This is a genomic window from Actinoplanes sp. NPDC048988 (genome assembly GCF_043197815.1).
Lineage (GTDB): Bacteria > Actinomycetota > Actinomycetes > Mycobacteriales > Micromonosporaceae > Actinoplanes.
In genome coordinates this window covers 501,999-517,548 of the sequence record NZ_JBICTW010000002.1, presented here as the reverse complement: position 1 = coordinate 517,548, position 15,550 = coordinate 501,999, and the positions used below count along the sequence as shown (strand labels likewise).

The 15,550-nt window shown below is 69.1% G+C and carries 14 protein-coding genes; 9 read left to right on the top strand and 5 right to left on the bottom strand.

The genetic code is table 11. The features are described 5' to 3' along the window. The first annotated feature begins 12 nt into the window (after nucleotides 1-12). The 3 genes from ppk2 to ACGFJ7_RS09435 all read left to right on the top strand — a co-directional run bounded on the left by ppk2 (nucleotide 13) and on the right by ACGFJ7_RS09435 (nucleotide 2,695). Entirely contained in the window at nucleotides 13-978 is a 966-nt protein-coding gene (ppk2, locus tag ACGFJ7_RS09445) for a polyphosphate kinase 2 (protein ID WP_360245041.1), read from the top strand. Nucleotides 979-1,256: 278 nt separating this feature from the next. Further along, nucleotides 1,257-2,171 (top strand): ribonuclease Z, encoded by a 915-nt coding sequence (locus ACGFJ7_RS09440; RefSeq protein WP_392641764.1) that lies wholly within the window; start codon nucleotides 1,257-1,259, stop codon nucleotides 2,169-2,171. After that, nucleotides 2,168-2,695, top strand: coding sequence for a GNAT family N-acetyltransferase (locus tag ACGFJ7_RS09435; RefSeq protein ID WP_392641762.1), 528 nt, complete (start codon nucleotides 2,168-2,170; stop codon nucleotides 2,693-2,695). The genes ACGFJ7_RS09440 and ACGFJ7_RS09435 overlap by 4 nt, the downstream gene beginning before the upstream one ends. A 436-nt stretch (nucleotides 2,696-3,131) precedes the next feature. Here the strand turns inward: ACGFJ7_RS09435 and ACGFJ7_RS09430 are convergent, their stop codons facing one another. From ACGFJ7_RS09430 to ACGFJ7_RS09420, 3 genes are all read right to left on the bottom strand, one after another. After that, complete coding sequence (locus tag ACGFJ7_RS09430) at nucleotides 3,132-5,258, bottom strand: restriction endonuclease (protein ID WP_392641760.1); 2,127 nt, start codon at nucleotides 5,256-5,258, stop codon at nucleotides 3,132-3,134. Between the two features lie 107 nt (nucleotides 5,259-5,365). Then, nucleotides 5,366-6,025: a peptide-methionine (S)-S-oxide reductase MsrA gene (gene msrA, locus ACGFJ7_RS09425; protein ID WP_360245029.1), complete on the bottom strand. Its 660-nt coding sequence runs from the start codon at nucleotides 6,023-6,025 to the stop codon at nucleotides 5,366-5,368. Nucleotides 6,026-6,061: 36 nt separating this feature from the next. Then, on the bottom strand, nucleotides 6,062-6,475 hold the full coding sequence (locus ACGFJ7_RS09420) for an HIT family protein (protein ID WP_360245026.1): 414 nt from the start codon (nucleotides 6,473-6,475) through the stop codon (nucleotides 6,062-6,064). Nucleotides 6,476-6,499: 24 nt separating this feature from the next. Between ACGFJ7_RS09420 and ACGFJ7_RS09415 the strand changes: the two genes are divergently transcribed. Genes ACGFJ7_RS09415 through ilvA form a run of 3 tightly spaced genes read left to right on the top strand, consistent with a single transcriptional unit; the run spans nucleotide 6,500 to nucleotide 10,306 of the window. Continuing rightward, nucleotides 6,500-7,651, top strand: a complete 1,152-nt coding sequence (locus ACGFJ7_RS09415; RefSeq protein ID WP_360245023.1) for a cystathionine gamma-synthase — start codon at nucleotides 6,500-6,502, stop codon at nucleotides 7,649-7,651. Between the two features lie 25 nt (nucleotides 7,652-7,676). Beyond that, the gene (locus tag ACGFJ7_RS09410) at nucleotides 7,677-9,035 is read left to right on the top strand and encodes an amidase family protein (protein WP_360245020.1); all 1,359 of its coding nucleotides are present in this window, start codon (nucleotides 7,677-7,679) and stop codon (nucleotides 9,033-9,035) included. A gap of 20 nt (nucleotides 9,036-9,055) precedes the next feature. Continuing rightward, complete coding sequence (gene ilvA, locus ACGFJ7_RS09405; protein ID WP_360245017.1) at nucleotides 9,056-10,306, top strand: threonine ammonia-lyase; 1,251 nt, start codon at nucleotides 9,056-9,058, stop codon at nucleotides 10,304-10,306. A gap of 43 nt (nucleotides 10,307-10,349) precedes the next feature. Here ilvA and greA read toward each other — a convergent pair whose 3' ends face one another. Together greA and ACGFJ7_RS09395 are read right to left on the bottom strand one after the other, a co-directional pair. Further along, nucleotides 10,350-10,844, bottom strand: coding sequence for a transcription elongation factor GreA (gene greA / locus ACGFJ7_RS09400; RefSeq protein WP_360245014.1), 495 nt, complete (start codon nucleotides 10,842-10,844; stop codon nucleotides 10,350-10,352). Between the two features lie 127 nt (nucleotides 10,845-10,971). After that, complete coding sequence (locus ACGFJ7_RS09395) at nucleotides 10,972-11,388, bottom strand: DUF4307 domain-containing protein (RefSeq protein ID WP_360245011.1); 417 nt, start codon at nucleotides 11,386-11,388, stop codon at nucleotides 10,972-10,974. Nucleotides 11,389-11,498: 110 nt separating this feature from the next. On the opposite strand from ACGFJ7_RS09395, the gene mca reads away from it, so the two are divergent. The 3 genes from mca (at nucleotide 11,499) to ACGFJ7_RS09380 (ending at nucleotide 15,530) form a co-directional block, all read left to right on the top strand. Then, a complete protein-coding gene (gene mca, locus ACGFJ7_RS09390) occupies nucleotides 11,499-12,380 on the top strand; it encodes a mycothiol conjugate amidase Mca (RefSeq protein ID WP_360245008.1) in 882 nt (293 codons plus the stop codon). A gap of 12 nt (nucleotides 12,381-12,392) precedes the next feature. Next, a complete protein-coding gene (locus ACGFJ7_RS09385) occupies nucleotides 12,393-12,746 on the top strand; it encodes a hypothetical protein (protein ID WP_392641755.1) in 354 nt (117 codons plus the stop codon). 249 nt (nucleotides 12,747-12,995) lie between these two features. Then, on the top strand, nucleotides 12,996-15,530 hold the full coding sequence (locus ACGFJ7_RS09380; protein ID WP_392641753.1) for a putative bifunctional diguanylate cyclase/phosphodiesterase: 2,535 nt from the start codon (nucleotides 12,996-12,998) through the stop codon (nucleotides 15,528-15,530). Nucleotides 15,531-15,550: the final 20 nt, after the last annotated feature.

Here is a 15,550-nt window from a genome sequence, read left to right as displayed (position 1 = left end):
CACTGGGTATGTATGACGGTCATGCAGGCGGAGGCGGAGTTCGAAGAGATCCAGGAGCAGGTCAGCGAGCCGTACGACGGTTCGATCGCCGAGCTCGACGGCTACCGGGTGGCGGACGACGATGACGACGACCCGGTGCTGCTCAATGCCGACGGCACGCCGGTCGACACCTGGCGCGAGGACTATCCGTACGACGAACGGATGTCCCGCCAGGAGTACGACCACCAGAAGCGCCTGCTCCAGATCGAGCTGCTGAAGCTGCAGAACTGGTGCAAGTCGTCCGGCGAGCGTCTGGTGATCCTCTTCGAGGGGCGGGACGCCGCCGGCAAGGGCGGCACGATCAAGCGCTTCATGGAGCACCTGAACCCGCGCGGCGCCTCGGTGGTCGCTCTCGAGAAGCCGAACGAGCGCGAGAGCAACCAGTGGTACTACCAGCGCTACATCAAGCACCTGCCGTCCGCCGGCGAGATCGTGCTGTTCGACCGGTCCTGGTACAACCGGGCCGGCGTGGAGCGGGTCATGGGCTTCTGCACCCGGGCCGAGTACCTCGAGTTCATGCGGCAGACCCCCGAGCTGGAGCGGATGTTCGTCCGCTCCGGCATCCACCTGGTCAAGTTCTGGTTCTCGGTCACCCAGCGCGAGCAGCGCACACGGTTCGCCATCCGCCAGGTCGATCCGGTACGCCAGTGGAAGCTCTCCCCGAACGACCTGGCCTCCCTGGACAAGTGGGGCGACTACACCGAGGCGAAGGAGGCGATGTTCTTCTACACCGACACCGCCGACGCCCCGTGGACCGTGGTCAAGAGCAACGACAAGAAGCGGGCCCGGCTCGAGGCGATGCGCCACGTGCTCAACCGGTTCGACTACGAGAACAAGGACGCCGAGGTCGTCGGCACCCCCGATCCGCTGATCGTGGGCCCGGCCTCGCTTGCGGTGGAAGGAACCGAAATGTCCCCGCGGGTATTCCCTCGTCTGTAGTGATTCAAAAAGCATTGGCGAAGGGCCCCTCGGCTGGTTAACGTGGCCGTACACGTGAAGGGAGGTGGTCCGAAGTTGTATAGCAACGGGACTCGTGAGGTGGCTGTCCGCTAGCCGCTGTCCTCGACAGCTTCGTTTGTAGTACGTCGAGACCGTGTGGCAGCGGTGCGGCGAATATCAGACAGCCACCCGACCCCTGGGGATCCGGCCTTGTCCGACCGGACCACGTACTTCGTGCGTGGAAGTCCCCAGGGGTCGCTTCATTTCCGGGGATGAACATGCGCGAGTTGGTGATCCTGGGTAGCGCGAGTCAGGTGCCGACCCGCCACCGCAACCACAACGGCTACCTGCTGCGCTGGGACGACGATGTGATCCTCTTCGACCCGGGCGAGGGCACCCAGCGCCAGATGCTGTTCGCCGGCCTCGCGGTGACCCCCATCCGGCGCATCTGCATCACCCATTTCCACGGCGACCACAGCCTCGGCCTGCCCGGCATCCTCCAGCGGATCTCGCTCGACAAGGTGCAACACCCGGTGACGGTCCACTACCCGGGCGCCGGCCAGGAGTTCTACGACCGCCTGCGGCACGCCACCAGCTACTGGGACAACGCGGAGATCGTCGCTTCGCCGATCGAGGGCGCGAGCTTCTCGGCGGAGACCCCGGCGGGGCGCCTCACGGCGCTGCCACTGCGGCATTCACTTCCCACGTACGGGTACCGACTCGACGAACCACCGGCCCGGCGCATGATTCCCGAGCGGCTGGCCGAGCACGGCCTGGCCGGACCGGCGGTGGGCGCGCTGCAACGCGACGGCCGGTTCGGCGACGTGACGCTGGACCAGGTCAGCGTCGAGCGCCCCGGGCAGAGCTTCGCCTTCATCATGGACACCGGGCTCACCGACACCGTCTACCGGCTCGCCGAGGGCGTCGACCTGCTGGTCATCGAGTCCACGTTCCTCACCGAGGACGCCGAGATGGCGGCCATGGTCGGCCACCTGACGGCGGCCCAGGCGGCGTCGGTGGCGCGCGAGTCCGGCGTACGCAAACTGGTCTTGACCCATTTCTCCCAGCGCTACGCCGACCCGCAACGCTTCCTCGACGAGGCCGCGGCCGAGTTCCCGGGCGAGATCGTGATCGCGGAGGACCTGATGCGCGTCCCCGTGCCCGCGCGGCGCCCCGCTACGGTCGAGAAATGAGCCTGTCCCTCCGTACAGCCGAGGAATTTGATTTGCACGCGGTGGGAGCGCTGCACCAGCGGTCGCGGGTCGCCGCCTACGCCCACATCCTGCCCGCGGAGGTCCTGGCCGCGAGGTCGGAGGAGGGCTTCGGCGAGTGGTGGGCCGAACGCTGGAAGTGGGAGCGCGACACCCACGAGATGACGGTGGCCCTCGTCGACGGCGAGATCGCCGGTTTCACGTACGTGGGCCCGAGCGAGACCCCTTCCTCGGCGGAGCTGTACGCGATCCACGTGGCCCCCGACCTGGTCGGTACGGGCGTGGGCCGAGCCTTGATGGTCAACGCCCTCGACCAGCTACACGCGCTGGGCGCCCCACGGGCCGTGCTCTGGGTCTTGGAGGACAACACTGTGGCCCGCCGCTTCTACGAGCGGGGCGGCTGGACCCCCGACGGCGAAACCCGCGTCGAGCCCATCAACGACACCCCGGTCCGCCAGCTGCGCTACGCGTTGACCCTCACCCCCGACTTAGTTAGGTTACCCTAACTAGGGACCTTGAGCCGTCCCGAAGTACTTCGGCGCGCCCAGTCTTGCCGGGCCGGGCGCGCCGAGGATCAAACCGCTGACGGCGGCGTGTGTCCGACGATGCCGCCGATGTCTTCGTCGGCCCGGAGCGGACGTCACCGCGCGGCAACGCGACACTCTTCAAGATGCTCTGTGCGCCGATCCGCTCCTGCGGAATCGCGTCGGCAGAATCTGCCCGTGAGGCGGTCGGAGCGGGCGCTGCGACACCATGGCTGCGGCGTACCGCGTATTTGATGTGCCGCGACTGGCATCTGACTCAGGATCTCTGCGCCACTGAGACGCCTACGTCTCGGTGGTGGAAATGCACAGCATGCGCCCCGGCCCGGGAGAGAGCCGGCTGGCAAGAACTTCGCCCCGGCGCTGACGGACCGATCCGCCACCGCCGGCGCGATCGGCCCTACTGAGCTTCGCTGTATCGGCGGTCGATGGCGTCGGCCAGTGCGCGGAGGCGCCTCGCTCCCGCTGGAGCATCGCCGAGAACGTACGTGGCGAACCTCGGATCGTTGGCCTTGTCCACCAGCCGCAGCGCACTGACTTGCAGGCTTGACATGACGTCGATCGCATTGACGATTTCTTCGACGCTCGGGTGGAGCTCCGTTCTTCGCCCGTCTCGGGAAATGTCCCGGGCGGAGACCGCCTCGCCCTCCTCGTTCTCCTCCTCGGCGAGCTTGGTGAGCAGGAATGACACGATGTCCAACTCGCGACGGCGGTCCGCGATCAAATCGTCGAGATCCGAGAGACCGTTCGGCACTAGGAACAATTGCCCGATTTCGTACGGACGGAGGCCTAAGGAAATCGAAGAATCCGCCAGAGTGCCCAACCGGTCAGCGTCCAACAGCACCCACTTCTTCTGCAACGCCATGTTTTTCACGGTCTCCCCGCTGAAACCGGGGCCGACGATTGCGATGAAGCTTGCATGGTGACGTCCCTTGTGGGTCTCAATCGCCACGTCGCTGACGTCGGTGTGGGTGACTTGGCCGGACGATCGAGCCTTCGCCTCGATGATCGCTGTCGACGTTGAGCCGTCTGCGCTGCGCCACCGGACAAGGATGTCCGTGTCACCGGATTTGCCGATCGTCCGGGCCTCGAAGCCCATGGCGATAAAGGTGTCACAGATGGCTTTCTCGAACGCTCGGCCTGCATTCTCGCCTCCGGCTTGGGGTTCCCTGGAGAGCCGGACCAGATCTGGCCTCACCGTGAGCGGCTCAATGCTTTCCGGCGTCGGTCGAGTTTTCTGGGTCTGAGCTGAACGCTCGTGCGGAGCCGTCGGCACGTCGGCCAAAGGCAACTCAGCCGCTAGCGTGCTGCCCCTGGGCGTAGCCCGGAGACTCCCGTAGCGGGGCTCCTCGATCAGTTTCGTGTTGAGCAGGAAACTGGCGATCCAGCGGCATTTGTCGATATTCAATCCGAATTTGGCTGCTTCGGAGTACATCTCGTTCCGGGTGACGTCGCCTTCAACCGCACGAATCATTTCACCAACGAACCGCATGTTCGCGTGCAGGATGCGTACGAAGTTGAGGTCCTCACCCGACTCGACCCAGGCTCTGGCTGCGGGCGTGGCCTCGAAAATACCCCGGCCGACTTCGACGAGAAGGCCCGAGGCTCGAAGGAACGGCAGCATCGACTCGACGCTGCTGCTTCTTAGGTCGAACGTCTCGCTGATGAAGGAAAAGAGCTCTTTTCGGCCGATCCTTCCCAGGGCTGCGTTCATGATGGTTCGGAGATTTTCGACCTTGTTGGTATTCGCCGGCGGGCTTGGAACCCAGATGTTATAGGTGTTACGCGACTCGTGCGTGCGGGCTGATGTCCGCAATTCCTCGAGAAGGGCTGCGACCTCGGCCGGTGCCTCAGGAATCTCGACCACGCTTACCGGGGCTTCATCGAAGGCATCGGGGCTCACCAGTACGCGATCCGCGAGTAAGGTCCGCCCGGTCGGCGTAATGCCCCACCGTCGGTTGCCAACCGCCTCGATCAGGCCGAGGACCTCCAGCCAGTCCATCCGGATGCGAGTGTTTCCCTTGCTCTTCCAGGACTGCTTGTAAAGCGCTCGGATACGCTCATCGACCTCTTCGACGGTGAGCGGTTCCTGGCCGATCAAAGACAGGACCTCCGCGAACAGCCTGACGCGATCGGCCAGAATCGCAGCCAGCCGCGCGGGCGTCGGATCGGATTGAAGCTGCAATCCGGTCACGGTGAGGTGCAGTTCGCCCGCGGTGTTGGTGACGAGTTGAAGTCCGCGAAGGAAGCCGTAGTAGTCGCGCCATGTCGCGGGCTCCGATTTAGGGGCCGCGCCGCCTTGACGTCGTTCAACGCCCTCGAGATCAAACGACAACTGAGGCTTCGTGTCGAGACCGGCCGCGCGACCCTCGCCAACCTGCTTGACGAGCTCTAGGGCCAGCGGGACCCACACCGCCTTGCCACCAAGCAGGCCCGGGATCGCGCCGGCCTGCCTGAGCCAGAGAGCCCGCTGTTCAGTGAGATCGGGGAGCGGATCGATCGGATCATCTGGCGTCATGAGCGCCATGCTAGAAAGCATCGAAAATCTAATCAATATAGTTAAGTCGATGGTGGTGACCGAAGACGAACTGGGCTCGCCGCCGCCGAGGCGACCGCGAGCCCGGAGCGAGAAGATCAGTTGGTGCGGGCCACGCCGACCGGGCAGGTCATGCCGTTGGGGCCGTGGTTGCAGTAGCCGTATGGGTTCTTCGCGTCGGAGAGGTACTGCTGGTGGTAGTCCTCGGCGTAGAAGTAGCTGCCCAAGGGGCGGATCTCCGTGGTGATCTGGCCGTGGCGGGCGGCGGTCACGATCGGCTGGAAGGCCTCCAGGGAAGCCTTCGCCGTCGCGGCCTGGGCGTCCGTCGTGGTGTAGATCGTGGAGCGGTACTGGGTGCCGACGTCGTTGCCCTGGCGCATGCCCTGGGTGGGGTCGTGGTTCTCCCAGAAGGCCTTCAGCAGGTCCTCGTACTGGATTCTGCTCGGGTCGTAGACGACCTGGACCACCTCGGCGTGGCCGGTGGAGCCGGAGCAGACCTCTTCGTACGTGGGGTTGCTGGTGAAGCCGCCGGCGTAGCCGACCGACGTCGAGTGGACGCCGGGCAGGCGCCAGAAGATGCGCTCGGCGCCCCAGAAACAGCCCATGCCGAAGACGGCTACCTCATAGCCGGCCGGCCAGGGGCCCTTCAGTGGGGTGCCCAGCACGACGTGGGTGTCGGCGACCGGCATTTCGAAAGTGCGGCCGGGCAGGGCCTTGTCGGGGGTCACCAGCTCGGGCTTGCGGAACCGTAGGAACACGGTCACTCCCTTCATCCGCTGGGTGCAACACCGGGGTCAGTCCAGTTGTTTCGCGATCAGGGCGGCGTACGAGGTGGCCTCCTCGTCGCTGTCGTAGCGGTGCCGCGGCCAGAAGAAGCCGCGCAGCCCGTCGCCTTTCGTCCGGGGGACGACGTGGAAGTGCAGGTGCGCCACTGACTGCGACACCACGTTGTTGTTCGCCACAAATGTCCCCTGGGCATCGAGCGCGGGAGGTACCGCCGCCGCGACCCGCTGAACGAGTCCGAAAAATCCGGGCAAAAGGTCGAGGGGGAGCGAAGGAAGCGTGACGACGTGGGTGCGGGGGACGATCAACACGTGGCCCTTGAAGACGGGGCGCGTATCGAGGAAACCAACTCCATCAGGGGAATCCACGACCTTGAAAGCGGGCACCGTCCCCGCCACGATGCCACAGAACACACAGTCGGCCACCAGCTGAGACTAGCCTTGCGCAGCATGACGGCTAACCACTACGGGTTCGACACCCTCGCCATCCACGCCGGCCAGGATCCGGATCCCCGGACCGGCGCGGTGGTGCCTCCGATCTATCAGACGAGCACGTACGCCCAGGACGCCGTCGGCGCGCCGCGGCTCGGCTACGAGTACAGCCGCTCCAGCAACCCGACGCGTGACGCGCTCCAGGAATGCCTCGCCGCGATCGAGGGCGGCCGCCGCGGGCTGGCCTTCGCCAGCGGGCTGTCGGCCGAGGACACGCTGCTCCGCACGGTGTGCCGGCCGGGTGACCATGTGGTGATCCCCGACGACGCGTACGGCGGGACCTTCCGTCTTTTCTCCAAGGTCCTGGAGAACTGGGGTCTCGATTGGACCGCCGTGCCGCTCGAGGACCTCGACGCCGTGCGCGCCGCCTTCCGGCCCGGCCACACCAAGCTGATCTGGGCCGAGACGCCGACCAACCCGCTGCTCAACGTGGCCGACATCGCCGCGCTGGGCGGGCTCGCCCACGAGTACGACGCCCTGCTCGTCGTCGACAACACCTTCGCCTCGCCGTACCTGCAGCAGCCGATCGCGCTCGGCGCCGACGTCGTCGTCCACTCGACCACCAAATATCTGGGCGGCCACTCCGATGTGGTCGGTGGCGCGCTGATCACGGCCACCGACGACCTCGGTGACCAGCTCGCCTTCCACCAGAACGCGATGGGCGGCGTCAACGGCCCCTTCGACGCGTGGCTGACCCTGCGCGGGATCAAGACCTTGGGTGTACGGATGGAGCGGCACTGCGACAACGCGGAACGCATCGTGGGATTCCTGCGGGAGCACCGGGCCGTCGCGAGCGTTCTCTACCCGGGCCTGGAGGATCACCCCGGGCACGAGGTCGCGGCCAAGCAGATGCGGCGCTTCGGCGGCATGGTGTCGTTCCGCGCGGCCGGCGGCCCCGAGCAGGCGATCGCGATCTGCAACCGGACGAAGCTCTTCGTGCTCGCCGAGTCACTGGGCGGGGTCGAGTCGCTGATCGAGCACCCGGGTCAGATGACACACCTGTCGGCTGCGGGCTCCGCGCTTGAAGTCCCCGCCGATCTCGTGCGACTGTCTGTCGGCATCGAGACCGTTGACGATCTGCTCGCCGATCTCGAGCAGGCATTGGGCTGATATACCGCTGATTTATGGAGTAACTATGACGGACGGGACGACCTGGGCCGGCGCCACCGCGAAGCAGATCGCCCGCGCGGTGCGGCGCGGTGACGTGACAGCCACCCAGGTCGTCGCCGACCACCTCGAACAGATCGCCATCACCGACCCGTCGCTCGACGCGTTCCGCGTGGTCCGCGGGGGAGAGGCGATCACCGAGGCCGAGAAGGTCGACGACCAGGAGGACCTGGCCAACCTTCCGCTGGCCGGCGTGCCGGTCGCGGTCAAGGAGAACACCGCGGTGGCCGGGCTTCCGGTCTGGTCGGGCTCGGCGGCGGTGCGCTCGGCTGTCGCCGAGGAGGACCACGAGGTCGTACGGCGGTTGCGCGGCGCCGGAGCGGTGGTGGTGGGCGTGACCCGGATGCCCGAGATGGGCCTCTGGGCGGTCACCGACGACGCCGAGGGCGCCACCCGCAACCCCTGGGACCTGGACCGTACGCCCGGTGGCTCGTCCGGCGGGTCGGCCGCCGCGGTGGCCGCGGGCCTGGTGCCGATCGCGCACGGCAACGACGGGCTCGGCTCGATCCGCATCCCGGCCGCCTGCTGCGGCCTGGTCGGCCTCAAGCCCGGCCGCGGCGTGGTCCCGGCCGAGCTGGGCGTCGACAACTGGTTCGGCCTGGTCGAGAACGGCGTGCTCACCACCACGGTGGGCGACGCCGCGGTGGGCTTCTCGGTGCTGGCCGGCCGCGACCCGGTCCGGCTGGTCGAGCCGTCCCGGCTGCGGATCGGCGTGTCCACCCGCTCGCCGGTGGCCGGCATCCGCCTCGACGAGCCGAACGCGGACGCCGTCACCGCCGCCTCCAAGCTGCTCGTGAAGGCCGGGCACGACACGCTCACGGCCAACCCGAGCTACCCGCAGTCGCTCGGCGTCGGCACGCTGGCCACCTGGTTCGCCTCGGCCTACGTCGAGTCGCGCGACTACGACCTGGCCCGGCTCCAGCCGCGCACCCGGCGCCACATCAAGCTCGGCAAGTGGGCCATGCGCAGCGGCCTGGTGCGCCAGTCGCAGCGCGACGCCTTCCGCGAGCGCTCGATCGGCTTCTTCGCCGACCGGGGAATCGACCTGCTGCTCACCCCGGCCCTGGCCACCGCGCCGCCGCCGGCCGAGGGACACGCGAACGGGTCGTGGCGGGCCAACATGAGCGCGAGCATGCGGTACGCCCCGTACGCCGCGCCCTGGAACGTCGCCGGCCTCCCGGCGATCGTGGTCCCGGTCGGCGTGCGCCCCGACGGCCTGCCCGTCGCCGTGCAGCTGGTCGGCCCGCCCGACTCCGAGACGCTGCTGCTGGCCGTCGCCGGTCAGTTCGAAGTGATGAACCCCTGGCGCCGTCACGCTTTCGGATGATCAGTGGCACGATTCAGTCCATGCCTGGTGCCACCCCGCCGCTCGATCTGCTGACCCTCGCCGACATCCAAGCGGCCCGCAGCCTGCTGAAAGGGGTGGTCAAGACCACCCCGCTGATCGAGTCCCGCCCGCTCACCGAGATCACCGGCACCGACGCCTGGCTCAAGTGTGAGAACCAGCAGCGCGCCGGGTCGTACAAGGTGCGCGGCGCCTACACCCGGATCAGCCGCCTCTCGGACGCCGAGCGGTCCCGGGGCGTCGTCGCGGCCAGCGCCGGCAACCACGCACAGGGTGTCGCGCTCGCGGCCGAACTGCTGGGCGCCCGGGCCACAGTCTTCATGCCGGAGGGGGCGCCGCTGCCCAAGGTCACGGCGACCAAGGGGTACGGCGCGGCGATCGAGTACGCGGGCACGAGCGTCGACGATTCGCTGGTGGCGGCGCAGCTGTTCGCCGAGCGGACCGGCGCCGTGCTGATCCACCCGTTCGACCACCCGGACGTCATAGCCGGTCAGGGCACGGTCGGCCTGGAGATCCTCGACCAGCTGCCGGCGGCCACCACGATCATCACGGCCGTCGGCGGCGGCGGGCTCATCTCGGGCATCGCGGTCGCGGCCAAGGCCCTGCGGCCGGACGTCCGGGTCGTCGGCGTGCAGGCGGCCGGCGCCGCCGCCTATCCGCCCTCGCTCGCCGCGGGCTCGCCGCAGAAGCTGGCCCAGGGCGTCACGATCGCCGACGGCATCTGCGTACTGCGGCCCGGCGACCTGAACTTCGCGCACGTCAGCAAGCTGGTCGACGAGGTTGTCACGGTCAGCGACGAGGACCTGTCGGCGGCGCTGCTGGTGCTGCTGGAGCGGCACAAGATGGTGGTCGAGCCGGCCGGGGGAGCGGCCTTCGCGGCGCTGCTGACCGGCGCCTACGTCCCGCCGGCGGACGGGCCGGTGGTGGCCGTGCTCTCCGGCGGCAACATCGACCCGATGCTGCTCCTGCGGGTGATCGAGCACGGGCTGGCCTCGGCCGGGCGCTTCCTGCGCCTCGCGGTGCGCTGCGACGACCGGCCGGGTGAACTGGCCCGGCTGCTCGGCCGCATCGCCGAGCTGCGGGCGAACGTGGTCGAGGTCGGGCACTCGCGGCAGAGCCCGCGGCTCGGGTTCGGCCAGGTCGAGGTGGCGCTGTCGGTCGAGACCCGCGGGCCGGACCACTCGGACGCCCTGATCAGCACGCTGCGCGACAGCGGTTACCGGGTCTCGCTCCTGGCCGACGCGACCCCGTGAACGGAAACGGGCCCGCCTTTCGGCGGGCCCGAACAAATCTCGGTCAGCCCTCGAACGGGCCGAACTTGACCACCGTGACCTTGATGTCGGCGCCGCTGGGGGCCGTGTAGGTGACGGTCTGGCCCTCGCCGGCGCCGAGGATCGCCTTGCCGAGCGCCGACTCCGGGCTGTACACGGTGAGGTCGGTGGTCGAGGAGATCTCGCGCGAGCCCAGCAGGAAGGTCTCGGTGTCGCTCTGGTCGTCGTCGAAGTAGATCGTGACGACCGAGCCCGGCCCGACGTTGTCGGCCGCCGACGCCTCGCCGACCTCGGCGGTGCGCAGGAACTCCTTCAAGTAGAGGATCCGGCCCTCCTGGCGGCTCTGCTCCTCGCGGGCGGCGTGGTAGCCGCCGTTCTCCCGCAGGTCACCCTCCTCGCGGCGCGCGTTGATCTCGGCCGCGACCTCGGGCCGGGCGGCGATCAGCTCGTCAAGCTCGGACTGCAGCCGGTCGTAAGCGTCCTGAGAAAGCCATGTCTTGGGCGCCTCTGAACTGGACACGGTTGATCTCCTTGCATGGAAGGGCGGGCACTAACAAGATCGCTCCGTACAAAGAACATTGACGGAGCGAATCACCAAGCTTACCAGCGGTACGCACGGGGCCAGAATGGCGCGAGGCGCCCGGGCCTCAGGCGGGGTCACACCCCAGGACGTCGCCGACGGAGCCGCGGGCGGTGGTGGTCACCGTCTCTTTGGCGTCGATGGCCGTCTCGCCGGGCTCGGGTCTCACCACGACCGTACGGCGGCCGACCTCGAATCCGTCGTAGTCGCGGGCCCGCAGCGTGCAGCTCGCCGCTCCGCCGGCCGGGACCCGCACCTTGAACTCGATGACCATCTCTTTGTCGGTCGGCTCCGACCACCCGACGATCTGCGCGTCGTAGTCCGTCTGGCCGAACCGCTGGTAGAGCTTCAGCGAGAGGACCAGCGACGCGGCGAGGACCACCACGAGAACGAGGATGGGCAGCACCAACCGGCGGCGGCCGGACCGGCGCCGTCCGTATCGGCCCGGCGGGAAGACCGGGGCTGTGGTGCGCGTCTCGCTCACCTGACGACCTCTCATGCGTTTGTTGTCGGTGGGATCCGCCAGAATGGCAGTGTCCATCTTCGCAGCCGACACCGGCCCGCGCGACGCGGGTCAGGTCCGAGGAGATTTCAGTGGCTGAGCAGTTGCGTCTCATGGCGGTGCACGCGCACCCCGACGACGAGTCCAGCAAGGGTGCCGCGACCATGGCGAAATACGTCGCCGAGGGTGTCCAGGTGCTGGTCGCGACGTGTACGGGTGGCGAGCGCGGGAGCGTGCTCAACCCGAAGATGGACCGGCCCGAGGTGCTGGCCGACATCACCAACATCCGCCGGGCCGAGATGGATCGCGCCCGCGAGATCCTCGGCGTCGAGCAGGCCTGGCTCGGCTTCGTCGACTCGGGCCTGCCCGAGGGCGACCCGCTGCCGCCGCTGCCCGAGGGCTGCTTCGGCCTGCAAGATCCGGAGACCGCCGCGATCCCGCTGATCAAGCTGATCCGCGAGTTCCGGCCGCACGTCATGACGACGTACGACGAGAACGGCGGCTACCCGCACCCCGACCACATCATGTGCCACAAGATCTCGGTGGTGGCCTTCGAGGCGGCCGGCGACCCGGAGAAGTACCCGGAGCTGGGCGAGCCGTGGCAGCCGCTGAAGCTGTACTACAACTCGGGCTGGACCCGGGCCCGCATGCTCGCGCTGCACGAGGGCATGATCGCGGCGGGGCTCGAGTCGCCGTACACCGAATGGCTCGAGAAGAGCGCCGACCGCGAGGACCGCGGCGACAAGATCACCACTCGGGTCGAGGTCGGCGAGTACTTCGAGATCCGCGACGAGGCGCTGCGGGCCCACGCCACCCAGGTCGACCCGGACGGTTTCTGGTTCAAGATCCCGCTGGAGCTCCAGCAGAAGGTGTGGCCGACCGAGGACTTCGAGTTGGCCCGCTCGCTGGTCGACAGCCCGATTCCCGAGTCCGACCTCTTCGCGGGGGTTCGCGAGCGCGTCGAGACGCACTAGTAGTCTCGTCCCATGGGCACTTTTGCCGTCAACAACTTCGGAGACACCCGCTCGGGCGGCCTGGCCGGCCCGATGGGTCTCTTCATCATCGTGCTGCTGTCCATAGCAACTGTTTTGCTGATCCGCAATATGAACAAGCGCGTGCGTCGGCTTCCCGACAGTTTTCCGGACGTAAGGCAGACACAGCGTGAGGCCGAGATCGCTCGGCTGAATGCGGCTCTCGAGCGTTCCGGCGACGGAACGGTGGCGGATCGTGTCGAAGCCGATCGATCGACGACGGTCGACCCGGGCGCGGACGGCGAGGTCAAAGCCGTTACTACTGAGCGTGACGGTGGATCGGCGGACGGCGATCCGCGCCGCGTTTGACCTAGTGGGAAGTGGTTCGATCTTCAGGGCGACGGGTACGGTCCGTATTGGTCAGACGTATGTGTAATACGGGCCGTTCGTCAAGCCTTGTTGTGTTCATCGGTATTGATTTAGCCTTCCGCCGGGGGCCTAGCCGCCCCTGATCCCTGCGCGGAAGGGGGCGCTGAAAATGACCATTCCCCGCCCGCAGATTTCTCCACTGCAGATGCACGTGCATCCGCCAGTGCTCCTGGTGAAGTGGGTTTCGCCGTGACCGCGCCGCCGGTCGCCCGGCGTTCCTGGATCGACGTCGCCGGGCTTGCCGGGCGTCCCCTCAGCGTGCGCGTTCTGACCGCCACGGTCGCCGCCGCGGCGCTCATCCTGGCCGTCCTCGGCGCGCTGCTGCCGGTCGACCGGCCGGCCGACCGCCCCCTCACCCCGCTGGCCGGCGCGGCGCTGGCCGCCGCCGTGGTCGCCGCGGGCCAGCTCGCCCGGCTGCGATTCCGGCTCGGCCGCGGCGTCGTCTCCGTCTCGTGGGGCGAGGCCGCCTTCATCATCGGCTTCGTCGTGGCCCCGCCCGGGTGGCTGCCCGCCGTGACCCTCGCCGGCGCGGTCGCCGCGTGGGCGCTGCTCGCCTGGTGGGAATCGCTGCGCAACGTGGCCGAGGTGGTTCATCTGGCCGCCTCGCTCAGCCTCGGCGCGGCCGGCGCCGCCGTCGTGGCCGGCGCGATCGCCGGCGGCGCGCCGGTGCTCGGCGCCCGCATGGTGACCGCCCTGGTCGCGGGCGCGCTCACCTACCTGGTCCTGACCTTCGGGCTGGCCACCCTGACGCTCGCCCTGCACCGCGACGCCCCGGCCGCCCAGATCCTGGTCCGCGCCTCGTACGCGAAGGTCCCGATGGTCGTCGGCAACGTGATCGTCGGCCTGGCCGCCGTGGTCGCGCTGGTCGAGAACCCGCTCTGGCTGCTCGCCTTCCCGCCGGCCCTGTGGCTGCTCCAGCGGACCTACCGGTTCCACCTGCGGGCCGAGGAGGAGCGCCGGCTGTGGGAGGCGTTCGCCGCGGCCACGGCCACCCTGCCCGGCGGCACCGAGATCGAGGTGGTCGAGGCCGGCCTGCGCGCCGCGCTCGACGTCTTCGGTGCCCGGCGGGTCGAGATCGAGGTGCGCGGCCGCGACGGCGAGCGCCGCTACGCCCAGGACGGCCCGGGCCAGGACAACGCGGTGGCCGGACTGCCCGGCCCGGCGATCACCCGGTCCATGGCGGTCGACGGCGACCTGGTCGGCGAGCTGACCGTCTGGCTCTCCGAGCCCACCCTGCCCGTCCCGCGCGACGAGTCGGCCATCTCGGCGTTCGGCGACGCGCTGGCCGGCGCCCTGCACGACGCCGCCGCCCGTGAGCGGGTGGCCGAGCTGAGCGGGCAGGTGGCGTACGAGACGCGTCACGACCGGCTGACCGGCCTGCTCGACCGTCCCACCCTGCTGGCCGAGGGCGACCAGCTGCTGCGCTCGTTCGACCGCCGGCGGCACGTGGCCCTGCTGCTGCTCGACATCAACGACTTCCGCGAGGTCAACGGCACCCTCGGCCATCGGCACGGCGACGAGCTGCTGCGCCTGGTGGCCGACCGGCTGACCGAGCTGACCCGCGACGGCGAGATGCTCGCCCGCACCGGCGACGACGAGTTCGCGCTGCTGGTGCCCCGGGTGGTCCCGCTGATCGACTCGTCCGCCCCGGCCGACGTGCCGCTGTCCGACTCGATGCCGCTGGCCCTGCGCCGCGCCCGCGAGCTGGTCGAGGAGCTGGGCCGCCCGATGGAGGTGTCCAGCGTCCGGCTCGCGGTCGAGGTGGCGGCCGGCGTCACGGTCGCCCCGGCCGGCCGGGCCGACGTGGCCGAGCTGGTGCGCCGCGCCTCGCTGGCCCTGCAGGAGGCGAAACGCCAGGAGGTGACGGTCGCCGCCTTCGACGCCGGCCAGGACGCGGTCACCACCGACGGCCTGGCCCTGCTGGCCGAGCTGAAGGAGGCGCTGGCCGCCGACGACCAGATCGTGCTGCACCTGCAGCCCGCCGTCGACCTGATCACCGCCGCTCCCACCGGCGTCGAAGCGCTTGTCCGCTGGCAGCACCCCCGCCGCGGCCGGCTGTCGCCCGACGAGTTCATCGCCAAGGTCGAGCACACCGAGCTGCACACGGCGTTCACCCGCCGGGTCCTCGACCTGGCCCTGGACGCGGCCGGCCGGTGGCACGCGGCCGGCGTCGACGTGCCGGTCTCGGTGAACGTGCCCGCCCGCAGCCTGCTCGACCCGAGCTTTCCGGCCCAGGTCCGCGACGCCCTCCGGCGCCACCACGCCCCCGCCTCCCGCCTGGTCCTCGAGATCACCGAGTCGGTCGCGGTCAGCGAGGAGCGCATCGTCGACGACGTCCTGGCCGAGCTGCGCGGCGCCGGTGTCCAGCTCTCCCTGGACGACTTCGGCACCGGCTACTCGTCGCTGGCGATAGTCACCCGGGCTCCGGTCGACGAAATCAAGATCGACCGCTCCTTCGTCGACGACATGATCGAGTCGCCCGCCGCCGGCGCCGTGGTCCGGGGCGCCGTCGAGCTCGGCGCCCGCCTGGGTGTCCGGGTGGTGGCCGAGGGCGTCGAGACGACCGAGCAGCGGGCCGCCCTGATCGAGCTGGGCTGCCCCACGGCCCAGGGCTACCACTTCTGCCGGCCCATGCCGGCCGACCGCATCGTCCAGTCCCTCACCCAGTTGAGCGAGGCCGCACCGGCCAACATCCGCCCGTTGCGCGCCGACGACGCCTCCTGACCGCGCTCCGGCGGCGAGGC